16 protein-coding genes are annotated in these 18004 nt (G+C 43.4%); 10 read left to right on the forward strand and 6 right to left on the reverse strand.

Features of this window, described 5'->3' with window-relative positions; genetic code table 11:
- Positions 1 to 5 precede the first annotated feature (5 nt).
- The 3 genes from argE (at position 6) to CYCME_RS11635 (ending at position 3674) form a co-directional block, all read left to right on the forward strand.
- Positions 6 to 1151, forward strand: a complete 1146-nt coding sequence (argE, locus tag CYCME_RS11625) for an acetylornithine deacetylase (RefSeq protein ID WP_020933144.1) — start codon at positions 6 to 8, stop codon at positions 1149 to 1151.
- Between the two features lie 62 nt (positions 1152 to 1213).
- Positions 1214 to 2767: an amino-acid N-acetyltransferase gene (gene argA / locus CYCME_RS11630; RefSeq protein ID WP_020933145.1), complete on the forward strand. Its 1554-nt coding sequence runs from the start codon at positions 1214 to 1216 to the stop codon at positions 2765 to 2767.
- Between the two features lie 148 nt (positions 2768 to 2915).
- On the forward strand, positions 2916 to 3674 hold the full coding sequence (locus tag CYCME_RS11635; protein ID WP_015005089.1) for a metallophosphoesterase: 759 nt from the start codon (positions 2916 to 2918) through the stop codon (positions 3672 to 3674).
- Here CYCME_RS11635 and CYCME_RS11640 read toward each other — a convergent pair whose 3' ends face one another.
- Positions 3675 to 4175 carry an RNA pyrophosphohydrolase gene (locus tag CYCME_RS11640; RefSeq protein WP_015005088.1) on the reverse strand — a complete coding sequence of 167 codons (501 nt, stop codon included), beginning with the start codon at positions 4173 to 4175 and terminating at the stop codon, positions 3675 to 3677.
- A 194-nt stretch (positions 4176 to 4369) separates the two neighbouring features.
- Between CYCME_RS11640 and CYCME_RS11645 the strand changes: the two genes are divergently transcribed.
- From CYCME_RS11645 to CYCME_RS11665, 5 genes are read left to right on the forward strand one after another with little or no spacing between them, the layout of a single operon-like run.
- On the forward strand, positions 4370 to 5023 hold the full coding sequence (locus CYCME_RS11645; RefSeq protein WP_015005087.1) for an HAD family hydrolase: 654 nt from the start codon (positions 4370 to 4372) through the stop codon (positions 5021 to 5023).
- Between the two features lie 3 nt (positions 5024 to 5026).
- Positions 5027 to 5593, forward strand: a complete 567-nt coding sequence (locus tag CYCME_RS11650) for a DNA-3-methyladenine glycosylase I (RefSeq protein WP_015005086.1) — start codon at positions 5027 to 5029, stop codon at positions 5591 to 5593.
- A gap of 3 nt (positions 5594 to 5596) precedes the next feature.
- Entirely contained in the window at positions 5597 to 6976 is a 1380-nt protein-coding gene (gene cysG / locus CYCME_RS11655; RefSeq protein ID WP_015005085.1) for a siroheme synthase CysG, read from the forward strand.
- A 4-nt stretch (positions 6977 to 6980) separates the two neighbouring features.
- On the forward strand, positions 6981 to 7880 hold the full coding sequence (locus tag CYCME_RS11660) for an alpha/beta fold hydrolase (protein WP_020933147.1): 900 nt from the start codon (positions 6981 to 6983) through the stop codon (positions 7878 to 7880).
- Positions 7881 to 7899: 19 nt separating this feature from the next.
- Entirely contained in the window at positions 7900 to 8871 is a 972-nt protein-coding gene (locus CYCME_RS11665) for a WD40 repeat domain-containing protein (protein ID WP_020933148.1), read from the forward strand.
- A 308-nt stretch (positions 8872 to 9179) separates the two neighbouring features.
- Here the strand turns inward: CYCME_RS11665 and CYCME_RS11670 are convergent, their stop codons facing one another.
- From CYCME_RS11670 to CYCME_RS11690, 5 genes are all read right to left on the reverse strand, one after another.
- The gene (locus tag CYCME_RS11670; protein ID WP_020933150.1) at positions 9180 to 9935 is read right to left on the reverse strand and encodes an OmpA family protein; all 756 of its coding nucleotides are present in this window, start codon (positions 9933 to 9935) and stop codon (positions 9180 to 9182) included.
- 188 nt (positions 9936 to 10123) lie between these two features.
- Positions 10124 to 10888, reverse strand: a complete 765-nt coding sequence (locus CYCME_RS11675; RefSeq protein WP_020933151.1) for an OmpA family protein — start codon at positions 10886 to 10888, stop codon at positions 10124 to 10126.
- 84 nt (positions 10889 to 10972) lie between these two features.
- Positions 10973 to 11158 (reverse strand): hypothetical protein, encoded by a 186-nt coding sequence (locus tag CYCME_RS11680; protein WP_041932974.1) that lies wholly within the window; start codon positions 11156 to 11158, stop codon positions 10973 to 10975.
- A 109-nt stretch (positions 11159 to 11267) separates the two neighbouring features.
- The gene (locus tag CYCME_RS11685; protein WP_020933152.1) at positions 11268 to 12893 is read right to left on the reverse strand and encodes an acyl-CoA synthetase; all 1626 of its coding nucleotides are present in this window, start codon (positions 12891 to 12893) and stop codon (positions 11268 to 11270) included.
- 111 nt (positions 12894 to 13004) lie between these two features.
- Positions 13005 to 14774, reverse strand: coding sequence for an acyl-CoA dehydrogenase C-terminal domain-containing protein (locus CYCME_RS11690; protein ID WP_041933070.1), 1770 nt, complete (start codon positions 14772 to 14774; stop codon positions 13005 to 13007).
- A gap of 296 nt (positions 14775 to 15070) precedes the next feature.
- On the opposite strand from CYCME_RS11690, the gene CYCME_RS11695 reads away from it, so the two are divergent.
- Together CYCME_RS11695 and CYCME_RS11700 are read left to right on the forward strand one after the other, a co-directional pair.
- Positions 15071 to 16012, forward strand: coding sequence for an MBL fold metallo-hydrolase (locus CYCME_RS11695; protein WP_020933154.1), 942 nt, complete (start codon positions 15071 to 15073; stop codon positions 16010 to 16012).
- 78 nt (positions 16013 to 16090) lie between these two features.
- Complete coding sequence (locus CYCME_RS11700; RefSeq protein ID WP_020933155.1) at positions 16091 to 17989, forward strand: propionyl-CoA synthetase; 1899 nt, start codon at positions 16091 to 16093, stop codon at positions 17987 to 17989.
- Positions 17990 to 18004 lie beyond the last annotated feature (15 nt).

Consider the following 18004-nt stretch of genomic DNA (forward strand, 5'->3'; position numbering starts at 1 on the left):
TTAATATGCTTGACATGATGCGTGCCTTAATTGGCACGCCATCAGTCAGCAGCACTAATCAGTCGCTCGACCAGAGCAACCTTCCAGTTATTCACTTACTGGCCGATTGGTTAGAAAACCTTGGCTTCACTGTCTCAGTTGAACCGCTTTCAAACCACCCCGGAAAAGCCAATCTCATCGCCACCATCGGCCCTAGCCACAAAGGCGCAGATGGCCTGGTCCTTTCCGGGCATACCGATACAGTGCCTTATGATGAACATCACTGGCAACAAGACCCCTTTAAACTTACCGAGAAAAACAACCATTTCTATGGCTTAGGCAGTACTGACATGAAGTCTTTTTTCGCGCTGGCTATCGATGTTGCTTCGCGCTTTAATCTTAAGGATTTCAAACGACCACTGACAATACTGGCCACTGCAGACGAAGAAAGCGCAATGACTGGGGCTCAAGCACTCACCAAAAAACAGTTCCATCATGCTAAGTATGCCATTATTGGCGAACCCACTGGGTTAACACCCATTCGCATGCATAAAGGTGTGATGATGGAGTCTCTTGTTGTTACCGGGCAAGCTGGCCACTCTAGCAACCCTAATTTAGGCGCTAGCGCCACCGAAGGGATGCATAAAGTCATCAACGAGTTATTAAAATGGCGTGATGACTTACAACGCAAACACCAAAACCCAAGTTTTGCTATAACCTCACCAACGATGAATATCGGATCTATACATGGTGGCGACAACCCCAACAGAATTTGCTCGCACTGCGAAACTCAAATAGATATCAGACCACTACCGGGCATGGATATCGACACGTTAAGGGCCGACCTGCAAAAACGTCTCAACAACATACTTTCTATCGACAGTAAACTGACGCTAGCTCATCGCCCTATTTTTGCTGGCGTACCGGCCTTTGAAACAGCCGCTAATGCAAAACTGACTCAAATGGTCGAGTCTCTGACTGGCAAAAAAGCCGAAGCAGTTGCCTTTGGCACAGAAGCACCTTTTCTTAATAGACTTGGCCTTGAGACCCTCGTCGTCGGACCAGGGAACATTGACCAGGCTCACCAAGCCAATGAATACATTCCTGCGGATCAAATAACGCCTTATTGCAACTTTATGCAAAAATTAATCTCTAATATTTGCATAAAATAGGCTTTTAATTGCAAAAAATTAATATTTTTGCAATTAATGCAATAAAAATATAATATTCCCGCATGGAAGATGATGCAAATTTTATTATTCGGCAATTTGGGGGCGTAAAGCAGCTAGCTAAGGCCATTAATAAAGACCCCGCCACTATTTACCGTTGGACTTACCCAAAAAGCAAGCATGGTACCGATGGGCGAGTGCCCTCTTCTGCCATGAAGAGCATTATCGACGCAGCCAACGAACTGAATATACCCCTCGAGCAAGGTAAACATAATCCCCTCCCTCGGTTTGGCAAAGGTGAGCCGATAGCCCCTCATCAATTTATTAATTGGTTTAGGAATACGGCCCCTTATATTCATGCCCATCGGGGGAAAACATTTGTCATAAACTTTAGCGGTGATGCTATCGATGACACATTATTCTCAACACTAATGGAGGATATCGCGTTGCTTCATAGCTTAGGTATTCGTCTTATCCTAGTTCACGGTATCCGCACCCAGCTAGAGAAGAAACTACATGAACACCAGCACCCTAGCCGTGTTTTTCAACACCTTAGAGTCACAGATAAGCTAACCCTTGAATTAGCAAAAGAGGCCGCAGGAACAACACATACTAATATTGAAGCTAAGCTATCAACTCGTCTAGCCAATCTCGCCTCTTCTGGCTCGACCATTAATATTGCTTCTGGAAATTTTATCGTTGCAAAACCACTCGGTATTATTAATGGGGTTGACTACCAGTTTACAGGGGCTGTGCGCCGCGTTAATAACGAAACCATTTCTAAAACGCTGGATGCAGGCCAAATTGTTCTTATTTCGCCCTTGGCGTATTCACCCGCTGGTGAGGTCTTTAATTTACGTAGTGAAGAAATAGCAACCGAAATAGCGACCGAAATAAAGGCCGATAAACTCATCATAATGACCGAGCGAGCGGAGATTCTCACCAAGAAAAACAAACTCATTCGTCAATTAACTACCGAGCAAGCACAAGCCCTCTTAAAGTCTTCTGACAATCAACAAGACGATGCTTACTTGCACTTGCAAGAAGCCATTCGCGCCAGCCAGTTAGGTGTAAAGCGAATTCACCTAATTGACCGAAATATTAATGGTGGGCTGCAATTAGAACTGTTTACTCGGCAAGGCTCAGGCACACTGATCAGCATTCAGCCCTTTGAAGACGCACGCCCCGCTACCATTAATGACCTCCATGGCATTATCGAACTTATTCGGCCCTTAGAAGAAAAAGGCCTTCTTGCCTACCGCCCTAGTGAAGCCATTGAAATGGATATTAATAAATTTCATGTGATTGAACAAGATGGCTTAATAACAACTTGCGCAGCCCTGTACGAATACCCCGATGAGCTGATGGGCGAGTTAGCTTGCGTAGCTGTTCACCCCGATTACCGCACTGGGGAACGGGGCGAATATTTATTGAGCATGATAGAGAATAAAGCTCGCAGCCATGGGTTAACCCACTTGTTTGTTCTCACAACACAAAGCAGCCATTGGTTCGCAGAAAAAGGGTTTTCTCCCGCCACCCTGAATGATTTACCAGCTGAGAAACGCCTCCGTTACAACCAAACTCGCCGCTCAATGGTGATGATTAAAAAAATCGCTTAAGGATCTATTCTTTCTCAGCGCAATTTTAAAATCAGCGGCTATACTTAGAGAAACTTTAAATTGTTCCAAAAGATTCTTGAAAAAAGCTAACGTTTTCTCACCTGCTCATTGCGAACCTTCGAGCATAAAAGTTCTCCAACTGACTGATATGCACCTGATGGCGTCTGTTGATGATCAATTGGTAGGAGTTAACACTGAAGAGAGCTTTCTGTCCATTTTAAGCCTAGCACAACAACAAAGCTGGCCACCCGACCTTATTTTTCTCACTGGCGACCTAAGCCAAGACGGCTCCATTCAGTCTTACCAACGCCTGATTGAGCATTTAAAAAAGCTCGGCATCCCGTGTTACGTGCTTCCTGGTAATCATGACACTTCCAGCACCTTAACCAGCCTGTTTTCAACACCACCCGTGATGTACCAGCCTTTTTTACATCATAAACAATGGCTCTTTGCATTTCTCAACTCTGAAACACCCGGTGAAGAAGGCGGGACTCTAGACGAGCAGGAGGTAGCCAACCTCCAGCAAGAAATCGATGCTCATCCCGCTAAGCATGTGCTCATCTGTTTGCATCATCAATTAAAGCCTGTCGGCAGCCAATGGCTAGATAGTATGTGCGTTGCAAACCCAGCGTCTCTTCTTTATTTAATCGAGAACAACCCAAGCGTGCAAGGCATTATTCATGGGCACGTCCACCAATCGTTCAGCAGTACCATTGCGGGTAGTCCCGTCTACTCAACACCATCGACCTGCTTCCAATTTAAGCCTTTTAGCCAAGAGTTTGCTATAGACAATATAGCACCTGGTTATCGTTGGCTGAGCTTAACAACCAGTGGCGGGATACACACGGATGTTATCAGACTAGCAACCACCCCCAATAACCTCGATCAAAACTCTGCTGGGTATTAGTTATTTTTTAAAAATATTAGGCGTAATCCCCGGGAATAAAAAAGACCACATTTCGGTTAATGCACTTAAATACACATTACGCTTGAAATACACAACATCGAAAGCCGGCTCCCAATAATCAGCCCAGCGCCAGCTATCAAATTCTGGTGTCTCCGTTTTATCAAATGTAATATGTTTTTCTTCACCCACCAGCCTTAACATAAACCAAATCTGCTTTTGACCTCTACACACTGGTGAACGATCCCTACGAACATAACGTTTAGGTAAGTCGTAATAAACCCACTCTCTTGTTTTTCCAACAACTTCAACATGCTCGGGTTTTAAACCAATCTCCTCATACAACTCACGATACATCGCCTCTTCATGAGTTTCACCCTCATTCATGCCGCCTTGAGGAAATTGCCAACCACTTTGATTCGCACGCCGTGCCCAAAACAATTTATTGTGTTGGCTACATAAAATGATGCCAACATTATGTCGGTAGCCATCGTCATCAATCATGATTCATTTGTTAAACTAAAATTTAATATTGATTATTATAGCCACGTTTAGACACAGTGCGACCATCCATAACAAAATGATTGGGAATCACCAATATTTATGTCAGACTTACAGTTAAATCACATTAATGGGGGCTAGCGCCTCTAGCAACATTGATGTACCCCTCATAACCTACTTGTAAACATAATACGCCCATGAGCCTTGCCATCTTTGACCTCGACAATACCTTAATTAGTGACGACAGTGACCACCTTTGGGGCGAGTTTCTTGTTGAGAAAAAACTCGTCGATGGCGATGATTACGCAAAAGCAAACACCCAGTTCTACAACGATTACTGTCAAGGTAAGCTGGATATCGATGAGTACCTGAGTTTTGCATTATCATTTCTTGCCGATCACCCCGTTGAAAAGCTGCATCAGTGGCGCGAGCAGTTTATTGATGAAAAAATTCGCCCTTTGATACTAACCGCAGCGCAGGACCTAGTTGAAGAACACCGTAATAAAGGCGATACCTTAATGGTAATTACCGCCACCAATCGTTTTGTTACCGAACCTATTGTGAAGCTTTTCGGCATCCCAACAGTATTGGCAACAGAGCCCGAGTTCGTTGATGGTCGATATACTGGAGAATATGTTGACACTCCTTGCTATCAAGATGGGAAAGTATCCCGGTTAACACAATGGCTTGCTGATAATCAGGCCGACCTCAGTAATAGCACTTTTTACAGCGATTCACATAATGACATTCCCCTATTGGAAAAAGTCACCCACCCCGTGGCTGTTGACCCAGATGAACAACTGAAGCATCACGCCATTAAAAACGATTGGCCAATTATTACCTTGCGATAACCCATGGGTGATAAGACACGTTGCCCTTGGGCCCAAAAACCACTCGATATTCTGTATCACGATCAAGAATGGGGCGTACCCTTAACAGACGAACACAAATTATTTGAATACCTGATTCTTGAAGGCGCTCAAGCAGGCCTTAGTTGGTCAACAGTGCTACAACGACGTGAAGCTTACCGTGAGCTGTATGATCATTTTGACCCAGCTATCGTCGCGAAGTATAGCGACAAAAAAGTAAATCACCTACTACAAGACGAACGACTCATACGTAATAAACTTAAAATAAAAGCCAGTGTCAAAAATGCTATTGCTTTTATAAAGACACAAAAAGAGTTTGGTAGCTTTTCTAATTACTTATGGCAGTATGTAAACCATCAGCCACTTATCAACCAATGGGAGCGACCCGAACAAGTGCCGAACGAAACAGACATGTCCAGTCGACTAAGTCGTGATTTAAAAAAAAGGGGCTTTAGTTTTGTTGGCCCAACTATTTGTTACTCGCTCATGCAGGCTACTGGCCTTGTTAATGATCACCTAACTACCTGTTTTCGACATTCAGAGTTAAAATAGACCATGGATTACCTTCCGCTTTTTCATAAACTTGATAAACAAAACTGTCTACTAGTTGGCGGGGGCTCAGTGGCTACTCGAAAAGCTCGCCTGTTATTAGAGGCTCGCGCCAATGTCACTGTTATTGCTCCAACGCTATCAGACGAATTATCTCAGTTGGCTACTGATCAGCAAATACACCATATTAACCGAGCTTTTAAACCAACTGACACCCTCGACTTTCATCTAGTTATCTGCGCCGTCAATGACGAACAAACAAATGCTCAAGTCTCCTCTGAAGCATGGGCAAACAACATTCCCGTTAACGTTGTAGATCAACCTCAATTATGTAGCTTCATTTTTCCTGCCATTGTTGACCGCTCTCCGATGACCATCGCCATCTCAAGTGGCGGTGTTGCGCCTGTCTTGTCTCGCTTAATGCGTGCAAAGCTTGAAACGCTGCTCCCACAATCTTTAGGGAAATTAGCAAGCCTTGCTGCCGAATGCCGTCAGGCTGTGAAAGATCATTTCTCCAACATCAAGCAACGACGCATTTTCTGGGAAACTATTTTCAATGGCCCTGTCGCCGAACTCAGTTACCAAGGGCAGCATGAAGAGGCTAAAAAAGGCTTGCTGCAGGCTCTACATAAAGCACCTGATGTCGCTACCAACGGCAAGGTTTATCTTGTAGGCGGAGGCCCAGGCGACCCTGAATTATTGACATTAAAGGCGTTAAGGTTACTTCAATTGGCAGATATCATTATCTACGACCGTCTTGTATCTAACGAAGTCCTAAACTTATCCCGTCGCGATGCTGAGCGTATATACGTCGGTAAACAACGCAGCAAACATAGTGTGCCGCAAGAAGGCATAAACGCCTTATTAATAAAAATGGCCAAAGAAGGCAACCGTGTTGTACGACTAAAGGGTGGCGACCCGTTTATGTTCGGTCGCGGTGGTGAAGAAATTGAAACGCTTATCGATGAAGGCATCGCTTTTGAAGTGGTTCCCGGTATCACAGCTGCATCTGGGTGCGCCAGTTACTCAGGCATCCCACTCACTCATCGAGATCACGCGCAATCATGCATGTTTGTCACGGGGCATTTAAAAGACAATACGGTCAATTTAGACTGGGACCAACTGGCCAAACCCAACCAAACTATTGTGATTTATATGGGGCTAATTGGACTTCGGCAAATTAGTGAAAAACTTATTGAACGACAATTATCAGGCAGCACCCCTGTCGCCCTCATTCAAAAAGGCACAACAGCAGATCACCGCGTCATCATTTCTGATTTATTACATATCGCCGATAAAGTGGACCAGCTTAAACCAAAACCACCTACTTTAATTATTATTGGCTCCGTTGTTTCCTTACACAATAAATTGAACTGGGTTCACTAACACTATGCCTTTTATTCAACTTGAACACCTTAACGTCCATTACGAGCACCAATCAAACGGCGATATACCCATTATCCTGCTACATGGCAATTTTGGCAGTTGGCATTATTGGCAACCTTTTTTACAACAGTTGCCTAATGGCTTCCAAGGGTACGCACCCGATTTCAGGGGTTGTGGTGACAGTGAAGTCACTAGCAGTGGCTACGATATAGAAACGCTCAGCGAAGACATTCTGCAGTTTGCCGACCAACTAAAGCTAGATAAATTTCACCTTGTTGGTCATTCATTAGGCGGTGCTGTCGCCCAACAGTTAGCAGGCACTAATGCTGATCGAATTATTACCTTAACCTTGGTTGCTCCTGCCCCTGCTGAAGGCATGGCATCATTAAAAAATATTTCCAACCAGAGCTCTTTTTTTTCACCCGAACATATCTTTCACTTCCTAGGCACTATTGGTTTAAAACGAAAACTGTTAATGACCACCTTTAAAAAAGCCATGCCGAGGCTCAACTACAATAAATTCTATCTCAACCTGATCGTTGAAGATGCTCTTAAAATGGATATAAAAGCATTTAATGGTTTTTTGTCCACGTTAAAAAAATGGAATGGCACACATTTACTAAAGCACTTTAAATTCCCTGTTTTAATTATGCATGGTGATTTAGATAGCGTTATCCCCCTACAACCACTAAAAAATATGCAACAGCATATTGATAATTGCCGATTTCATACCTTTCATGGCGTTGGTCATAGCCCACAATTAGAACAACCAAAGGCTTTTAATAAGGTACTAACAGCCTTTATGGAAGGCCACAAGATTGAGCCGATAACGGAGGAGTCCTTCAAAAAACCACTCAGCTTGTTCGCTCAATTAAAATTAAAACTAAAACGTATTTTCAAATAACCCGACGCCCCTTATTAAGATGAGTCCTTTTTTAAAAAACATTTATCTTATTAGCCTTATTTTTTTTCTCCAAGCGTGTCAATATCAGACCGATGTCGAGCAACAATGGGTGCATGATAAAGCGGGCTTACTCAATGCAAGCCTATCTAAAGACGGTTCACTAGCTCTTGTCTCTATAACAAATGGTGTAGCACAACTCATTGAAGTAGCTACCAACACCGTACTACACCGCTGGCAACATACCGATAACAATAAAGGCATTATCGCCACTGCAATATCTGCTAATAATAAGTTTGCTATTACCGCTGAGAGTAACTCCCTTGCTTTATGGGAGGTCAAAAGTGGCAAAATTATTGGCTATTGGGACTTTCCTAATATTACAGATATCGCTATTTCAAGCAATGGTCAACATGCTCTTATCGGTATGGAATCGAACAAAGCCTATTACTTCGATCTTTATTATGGAAAAATCATTTACAGCTTCAAGCACAATGGTTTTGTTAATACTGTCGCTCTATCACACAACGGACGTTACGCTATTACAGGAGCTAATGATCAATACGCAAAGCTCTGGGACCTTAAAACTGGAGAATTGACCCAACAATGGCGCCAAAACTTTAAAATATTTAATGTCGCTTTATCTGATGATGGTCGTTATGCGATGAGTAATGCTTCCCTAGGAAAAACCAAACTATGGGATACTGAAACTGGCGATAAACTAAGCCAGCTTCCTATGAGGTATATGACTGTTTCCGCTAGCCAGTTCTCAGCCGACTCCCAGCACCTACTTACAGGTAGGCCCAATCAACGAATTGACTTATGGGATGTTAAAACAGGCAGTCTGCTTAACACATGGATGCCAAAAAAAGACGTTATATGGGGCAATGAGGCCGCCGCTATTATTGCCTTGGCTTTCTCATCTGATGGGCAATATATTTATAACGAAACGTCCAGCGGCATCGCGCAAAAATGGAAAATAACGAATAAATAATTTTTCTGTCGACCATACAGCTCGCAGTTCTTTATTAGCCAAGCAATCCCAACCCTAACCGGAAAAAATAATAAAAATATCAGCGACTCCCGCCAGAATAAACTCATTTGGTGTATCTGCTAACACTAATCTTGCCCAGCCTGTCAAAGACAAGCTCATAGAAAAGCACATAAACCTAACTTCGTTGGCATAGAGCTCATTGGCAGTAACGCCACCTTTGAGTTTTAAGATTACGCCTAGCCTTACTAATTGATTTATTTTTTACAAAAAAACGGGGCAAAAGCCCCGTTTTTTCATTTATTAAGTAACTATTCCTTTTCGCTCATCTCCACACGACGATTCTTAGCACGCCCTTCAGAGGTAGCATTATCTCCAATAGGCTTGCTTTCACCATATCCGATTGTTGAGAGCATGTTTTCATCACAACCATGTGTAATCATAAAAGCACGAACTGATGCTGCACGCCTTTCAGATAAATCCTGGTTATACGCATCTGTACCTTGTGAGTCAGTATGACCAGCTATCAACAAGTTTACATCCGCATAATGCTTACGATGAGCCATTGCAATGGGTAGTAAAATAGCTTTCGCAGAATCAGTCAACTCAGCCGAGGCCGTATGAAAGTTAACGCCTTCCAAAACTAAAGCATCCACACAACCTAATGCATTTACTTTCGCACCAGGTGCAGAGTTGGGGCACTTATCTTTATAATCAGCAACCCCATCATTATCACTATCTGTACTACAACCTTTACTATCAACAGCTGCCCCTGCTGGCGTACCCACGCATTCATCACGACTGTCAACGACGCCATCAGCGTCTGTGTCAGGCTCGGCATCTGGCACGGCTTCAGCCTCGTCCCCACAAATTAAACTACCTAAGGAACCACCCACTACGGCCCCAACGCCTACCTCTGTCGCACCTTCAACAAATGCGCCAGCCGCACCGCCTAATAATGCTCCGCCTATGGCACAATTCTGCCAACTTTCTGTTTCAACAGTTGCACAGCCACTGACTAACACTACTGATGCAAATAATGCTGTCAGTTTTTTGTAAATTCCCATTATTCTCTCCATTTAATTTTACAATTAATTTATCCCTAGACGTTGATTCTAACCTAAACGAAAGACGTTGATTCTAACCTAAACGAAGCAAAGATCAACATCCCAAATCGGCACTCTACTCTATGACTTATTCTTATGCACAAAAAACGGGGCAAAAGCCCCGTTTTTATCACAACCTTAAAGTTGTTTTACTTTACTGTTAACTCAACTCGGCGGTTAAGTGCACGTCCTTCTTTTGTTGCATTATCAGCAAATGGTTTTTCTTCCCCATAACCTGCTGCTGTTAATTTACTTTCATCGCAACCTTCAGCAATCAAAAACGCACGAACTGCTTCAGCACGACGTTGAGACAAGTTTAAGTTATATTCTGCTGGTCCTTTAGAATCAGTATGTCCACCAATTAGCAAAGCCACATGTGAATGATATGCTTTATAGTTATCAGCAACTTGCACTAAAACCTGCTTTGCTTCGTCCGTCAACACGGCTGAATCAAAATGGAAGTTAACACCTTTAAGCACTAGAGGTATAGCGCAACCAAGTTCATTAACTACAGCACCTGGAGCTGAATCTGGACATTCATCTTTATAATCAGGAACACCGTCGCCATCACTATCTAATGCGCAACCTTTGCTGTCTACTTTTGCACCCGCTGGCGTATTAGGGCATTGGTCCAAGCTATCCACAACACCATCACCATCAGTGTCTTTTTCTGGAGCCGGAGCCGCGACTTCTTCTGCCATTAATGCACAAATAGTCCCACCAATGACAGCACCACCTATCGCACTAACGATTAAATCAGACCTATCATGATCATCACCTAAACCGCCTGCTGCGCCACCAATTGCAGCACCTGCCATAGCACAATTTTGCCACTTGTCAGTCTTAACTGAGGCACAGCCCGATACAAATAATGCGACGACCAAAACAGCCGCTAAGTTTTTGAATATCTTCATTTCTTACTCCATATTAGTAAATACTTCACAGCCATTGTAGCCCATTTTCCAGATACCGCACAAAAAAACGAGCATAGAACTGCGTTAAATCAGCTTTTGTTTACTTACCTTACACCGCCGACAACGGTATAAAGTCATCAATTTACCTTGTTTAACATCAAATTGCTGGTCTTTATCGATCGCCCATGCATGATGGCCATTTCGACATAGCGTCCCCCCTTTATGCTTTTCAGACAGCGTTTTCTTCTTAAATGGTATTATTTTCGCCATGGTTGTAATTTATTGGCCGCTCGAGGTTATTTTCATACCAACCTTACTTGAGCACCCAAAGACTAAAGGGCTCTCTGGTATTGATCATTACTCCAAACATGGTAGCGAATTAGTGCTTTATCTCGTTTGCCTGTTTTCTTAATGTGAATTTCTGAATTTTCCCAGTCGATGTTTTTGGCAAGCCACCAAATACAACATATTTCGGCGCTTTATAATGCGCCAAGTTTTTTCTACAAAACGATATGATTTCTTTTTCTGTGACGTTTTCACCTTCTTTCAAGGTCACAAAAGCACATGGCTTCTCACCCCATACATCATCATATTTAGCAACAACAGCTGCCTCTAAAATAGCTGGATGACGGTACAAAACAGATTCAACTTCTAATGTGGATATGTTTTCACCCCCTGAAATAATGATGTCTTTTGATCGGTCTTTGATGTCTATATACCCATCTTCATGCCACACAGCTAAATCCCCCGAGTGAAACCAACCGCCTTTAAATGCTTCGTCAGATGCTGACGGGTTTTTTAAATATCCCTTCATCACATTATTCCCACGCATAAATACCTCGCCCATACTCACGCCATCTTTAGGCATCGGTTCGAGCGTTTCTGGATCCGCCACCATTAAATCTTCCAGCATTGCGCTCCTAACCCCTTGTCGAGCTCGAAGCGCTGCTTGTTCATCAGACGGCAACTCATCCCATTCATCATGCCAAGCACATACTGTACAAGGGCCATAAGTTTCAGTTAACCCATAAACATGTGTCACACTAAAACTCATTTCTTCCATTTTCTGAATAACCGCTGCCGGCGGCGCAGCGCCAGCGGTCATAACTTTCACTTCGTGCTCAATGCCTTTTTGATGCTTCTCTGGCGTATTGATCAGCATGGTGAGAACCGTCGGTGCACCACAAAAATGATCTATTTTTTCAGACTTAATAAGCTTAAAAATCGTTTTCGGTAACACACTACGCAAACAAACATTTGTGCCCGCAGAAGCAGCAAGACTCCAAGGGAAACACCAGCCATTACAATGAAACATTGGAAGCGTCCAAAGATAAATAGGGTGATTGCCCATATCCCAGGTCACTATATTATTAAGTGCGTTTAGGTAAGCCCCGCGATGATGATAAACAATTCCCTTTGGATTACCCGTGGTTCCAGAGGTATAGTTCAATGTAATCGACTGCCACTCATCTTCTGGCAAACTCCATTGAAATGTCTCATTACCTTCAGCAACGAGCATTTCATATTCAACCTCGCCAATGGCCTGCCTCGAGCCAAATGTTGCATCTTCCACATCAATTACTAGCGGGGATACCTCGGCTTCCTTTACTGCCGTCGCCATAACATCAGCAAACTCAGCATCAATAAAGACCGCTTTGCTTTCAGCATGGTCCAACTGAAAAGCAACTGATTTAACATCTAAACGTGTATTAATTGAGTGTAATACTGCGCCCAACATTGGCACAGCAAAGTGTAATTCAAACATCGCTGGAATATTTGGCAACATCGCTGAAACGGTATCTCCTTTTTTTACCCCTCTGCTCGCAAGCGCCGAGGCTAACTTAACGCAACGAAGATACGTCTCAGCCCAAGTTATTTTCTGCTCACCATGGATACATGCTATTTTATTTGGATAAACATCTGCCGCCCTCTTTAAAAAAGTAAGTGGCGAAAGTGAGACATAATTGGCTGGATTTTTATCCAACGACATATCAAAAAGATTCATACAAGAAACCTGTTTTTTTTATTTATAAATAATAACCTGTGAACTGTCTTCGAAAAAACAAACCCCGTGAAGACAGCTGGGCCTTATCTTTTTAATTTAAATCGTTTAAAGCTAAACGATCAACTCTTCACTTGGCTCCATAACACAGCGGCTTCCCGACATAACCACAGGAGCCAAACCATGAACACGCGGCAAAAGCTTTGTTGCAAAGAAATTAGCTGTCGCTAACTTGCCTTGGTAGAACACGCCTTCTTTTCCACTGGCAACCTTAGCGGCTCGTAGCCAATAATACCCTAATGAAACTAAGCCAAACATCTGTAGATAATCTACCGCCGCTGCCGCGGAATCATTTAGATCCTCTTCTTTCGATTTAATCAACCAAGCCGTCACTTCTTCTAGGGCACTTAGGGCAGATGTTAATGGCTGCGTAACAAATGCCATCTCAGCACTCGCCGAGGCGAGCTCGCTTTTTACCTCAGCAAAAAAATCAATCGGTAACTGACCATCATTCATTGAAAGCTTGCGGCCAACCAAGTCCATCGCTTGAATTCCATTCGTCCCTTCATAAATACAGAATATCTTACTGTCACGCATATTCTGCTCCATACCATGTTCTTTGATATAACCATGACCACCATACACTTGCACACCTAGGCCTGACACTTCCACACCCACGTCAGTAATAAACGCCTTACACACCGGCGTCATCAAATCTACCCGAGCCTTTGAAGCATTTCGTACTGCCTCATCAGGGTGGTTTTCGGATAAATCAACATGTTTAGCGGTGTCGTACGCCATCATTCTGCAGCCTTCTGTTAATGCTTTCATGGTGAACAACATACGGCGCACATCCGGGTGAACAATAATAGTATCACTATCAAATGAAGACTCGGCCTTACGGGTCAGTGGACGCCCTTGTTTACGTTCTTTTGCATACGTTATCGCATTTTGTGTTGCACGCTCAGCAACGCCAAGCCCCTGCAAACCGACCATTAAGCGAGCTGCATTCATCATCACAAACATATTTTGAATGCCTTTATTGAGCTCACCCACTAAATAACCTTTTGCATCAGTAAAATTCATCACACAAGTGCTGGAGCCATGAATACCCATTTTCTCTTCAATATTGGCGCACTCTGCTGCGTTCCGTTCACCTAATGAGCCATCCTCATTAATCAAAAATTTAGGCACAACAAACATACTGATACCACGAATACCTTCCGGTGCATCGGGTGTTCTTGCTAATACCAAGTGAATAATATTGTCGGTTAGATCATGCTCACCTGCTGTAATAAAAATTTTATTACCTTCAATCAAATAACTGCCATCTTCTTGTGGCACAGCTTTTGTTCGCACTTGCCCAAGGTCACTACCAGCACCGGGCTCTGTCAGACACATTGTGCCACTCCAATCACCGAGGCTTAAATGGCTCATATAGGTTTCTTTTTGTGCTTGTGTTCCGTGCGCTTTTAATGCCTCATACGCCCCATTGCTTAGGCCTGGGTATAAAGAAAATGCAGCGTTCGCTCCTGATAGCATATCGGTAACCGCTGTCGCTAGAACATAAGGTAGCCCTTGGCCATCGAATTCAATGTCTTTATCTAGCCCAATCCAGCCACTTTCTGCATAAGATGCATAGGCTTCTTTAAATCCCTCAGGGGTGGTTACCTCACCGTTGTTTAACGAAGCACCCTCGGCATCACCAGACTCGTTTAGAACGCCAATAGTATTATCAATTTGCTTAGCGGCCTCATCAAGTACACCCGTAATGATGTCTTCCGTTGCATCTTCAAACTTTTCAATCTCGGTTAAAGAACCAACATTGATAATTTCATTTAAAACAAACTCCATATCTTGCACTGGGGATTTATACGTTGCCACGCTCGCTCCTTTATTTTTCATTAAAATTATAGATTCAGTATATCAAACTTTATACTCCCTCTAAGCATGGGAAATAAGGCCTCGCCTTTTTACATAAACTCACTATATTTACTGTTACAAAACATACCCCCCCTGCCGTAACGTCTTAACCCAACAGTTCAAACTACCGTTTAACATTAGTATTTTCTCGGCACTAGCCTCATATAAAAAGTTTGCTTACACGCTCCAATACAGTAGTCTTTAGTTTGAAATATCAGCCCCTTACTTAACTAAAAACAAACCCAACAGGCAAACACATGGAAAAACCAACCTATAAATCGTTAGGGCATGGCATTAGCTGCATCGACACGCAGTATATTCGGCCTGGTTTAGCCAGTTGCTACCTCATTGAGCAAAACAATCATGCTGCGTTTATTGATACTGGCACCAATTTCACAACCCCTCTATTACTAGAACTTCTTAAAATCAAAAACATTCCTGTTGATAATGTTGATTTCATTATCCCCACACATGTTCACCTAGATCATGCAGGTGGTGCCGGCAGCCTCATGCAACAATGCCCTAATGCTCAACTTATTATTCACCCACGAGGCGCTCGACACATGATCGACCCAAGCAGGCTCCAAGCAAGCGCTTCGTCTGTATATGGTGAGGCAGAATTCAAAAAACAATACGGCAATTTGGTCCCAATCGATCAACTACGCGTCACAGAAGCTAATGATGGGCTTAGGTTAAACTTTCAAAATAGGCTACTTGAATTTATTGATACACCAGGCCACGCAAAGCACCACGTATGTATTATCGACAAAACCAGCAACGGCATGTTTACTGGAGATACCTTTGGTGTCGCCTATCCAGAACTGACTGTTAACGGTCAACCGTTTATATTCCCGCCATCTTCACCGGTAGATTTTGACCCTGCTGACTGGCTAGAATCTATTGATAAACTTATGAACACCCAGTGTGATCGTGCCTACCTTACGCACTTTTGCATGGTAGATAACTTAAACCCACTCGCAGAATCACTTCGTCAACGCATAAAAATATTTGCCGACCTTGCCTTGCAGACAACATCTGACAAGGACTTGGGTGATAAAATAAAAAACTATTTTGTGGAAGAAATTCGTGCGACAGGCTGCCAAATCAGCCAAGAAAACCTGTTTAAAATTCTAATGTTAGATATAAGTCTAATCATCCAAGGCTTAAGGGTTTGGGTTGAAAAAAACACCTCAAAATAGTATTATGACCGGCTGTTCAAACTATAAAGCGTAACAAATAAAAAAATAGTCACTAGCATTCACTTCTTGGAGAAAAAGATGGGGCAGTATTTAGATCAATATAGGCAATCCCTTGAACAGCCCGAAGCTTTTTGGGCAAACGCTGCGAAGACGATTGATTGGGACCAAAAATGGGATCGCGTACTGGATGACTCAAAAGCCCCTTATTATCGATGGTTTGCCGGCGCCAAGTTAAACACCTGCTACAACGCTCTCGATCGCCATGTCTCAAATGGTCTTGCAAAACAAGCCGCACTAATTTACGACAGCCCCGTTACAAACACTAAAAAAACTTACAGTTACCAAGAGCTTCTTGATGAAGTATCAAGGTTAGCCGGCGTTTTAACCAACCTTGGTGTCACAAAAGGAGACCGCGTGCTGATCTACATGCCGATGATTCCAGAAGGCGTGATGTCAATGCTAGCCTGCGCTAGGATCGGCGCAGTTCACTCCGTTGTGTTTGGCGGCTTTGCCTCAAACGAGCTCGCCACGCGTATTAACGACGCAAAACCCAGCGTTATTTTATCAACATCTTGTGGCATTGAAGGCAGTCGCATTATTGAATATAAGCCGTTGCTCGATGAAGCGATTAACGTATCCGAGCACAAGCCTGCTAACACGGTTATTTTACAACGCCCGCAAGCAACTGCCTCTATGAAAGAAGGCCGAGATATTGATTGGGCCAGCGCTATTAATAGTGCATCACCTGTCGATTGTGTTTCGCTAGAAGCAACTGACCCACTTTATATTCTTTACACCTCTGGCACCACTGGCCAGCCGAAAGGTGTCGTTCGCGACAATGGAGGCCACGCAGTCGCCATGATGTGGACCATGGAGCACCTTTATAACATCAAACCCGGCGAAGTCTTCTGGGCAGCCTCAGATATTGGTTGGGTAGTTGGTCATTCTTATATTTGTTATGGGCCTTTATTAAATGGCTCTACCACGGTTATGTTTGAAGGAAAACCCATTGGCACACCTGACCCGGGGGCTTTTTGGCGTGTTATTTCTGAATACAAAGTAGCGTCATTATTTACCGCTCCTACTGCATTACGGGCTATTAGAAAAGAAGACCCTCAGTGCGATTACCTTAAAAAGTACAATATCTCATGTATGCGGGCTTTATTTCTTGCTGGCGAACGTTGCGACCCAGATACACTAACATGGGCAGAAAATAAAATTCACGTCCCTGTTATTGACCACTGGTGGCAAACAGAAACAGGCTGGGCTATTGCTGCAAATTGTTTAGGCCTTGAAGCATTTCCCGTTAAAGCAGGATCACCAACCAAACCCGTCCCCGGCTATGATGTCCAGTTCTTAGATGAATCGGGGCAAGCTGTTGCAAACGGTGAAATGGGCGCCATTGCCATTAAACTACCACTACCGCCAGGCACCTTTACAACACTATGGCAAAATGAAGAGCGATTCTTTAGCTCATATTTGGAAACCTTCCCGGGCTATTACGAAACAGGCGATGCTGGCTATCAAGATGAAGAGGGTTATGTCTACATCATGGGCCGTACCGATGATGTCATAAACGTAGCAGGGCATCGTTTATCAACCGGCGCAATGGAAGAAGTCCTTGCATCGCACCCAGACGTGGCTGAATGCGCCGTCATTGGTGTCGCTGATAACATCAAAGGACAATCGCCAATGGGTTTTGCTGTTTTACAATCAGGTGCCAACCGTAACGAAGAAGAGGTTAGAGAAGAGCTAATTGCCTTAATTCGTGAAAAAATTGGTCCTGTCGCAGCATTTAAAATGGCTACAATCGTTAAACGATTACCAAAAACACGCTCTGGTAAAATATTACGCGGCACTATGCGAAGCATGGCCGATGGCCAAGAACATAAGGTACCAGCCACCATTGACGACCCCGCATCTTTAGGCGAAATTGCCGACAACCTTAAAACGCTTGGTTATCCAAAAAGCGTTTAAATAACACTTAGTTAA

It is taken from the genome of Cycloclasticus zancles 78-ME (assembly GCF_000442595.1).
Taxonomy (GTDB): Bacteria; Pseudomonadota; Gammaproteobacteria; order Methylococcales; family Cycloclasticaceae; genus Cycloclasticus; species Cycloclasticus pugetii.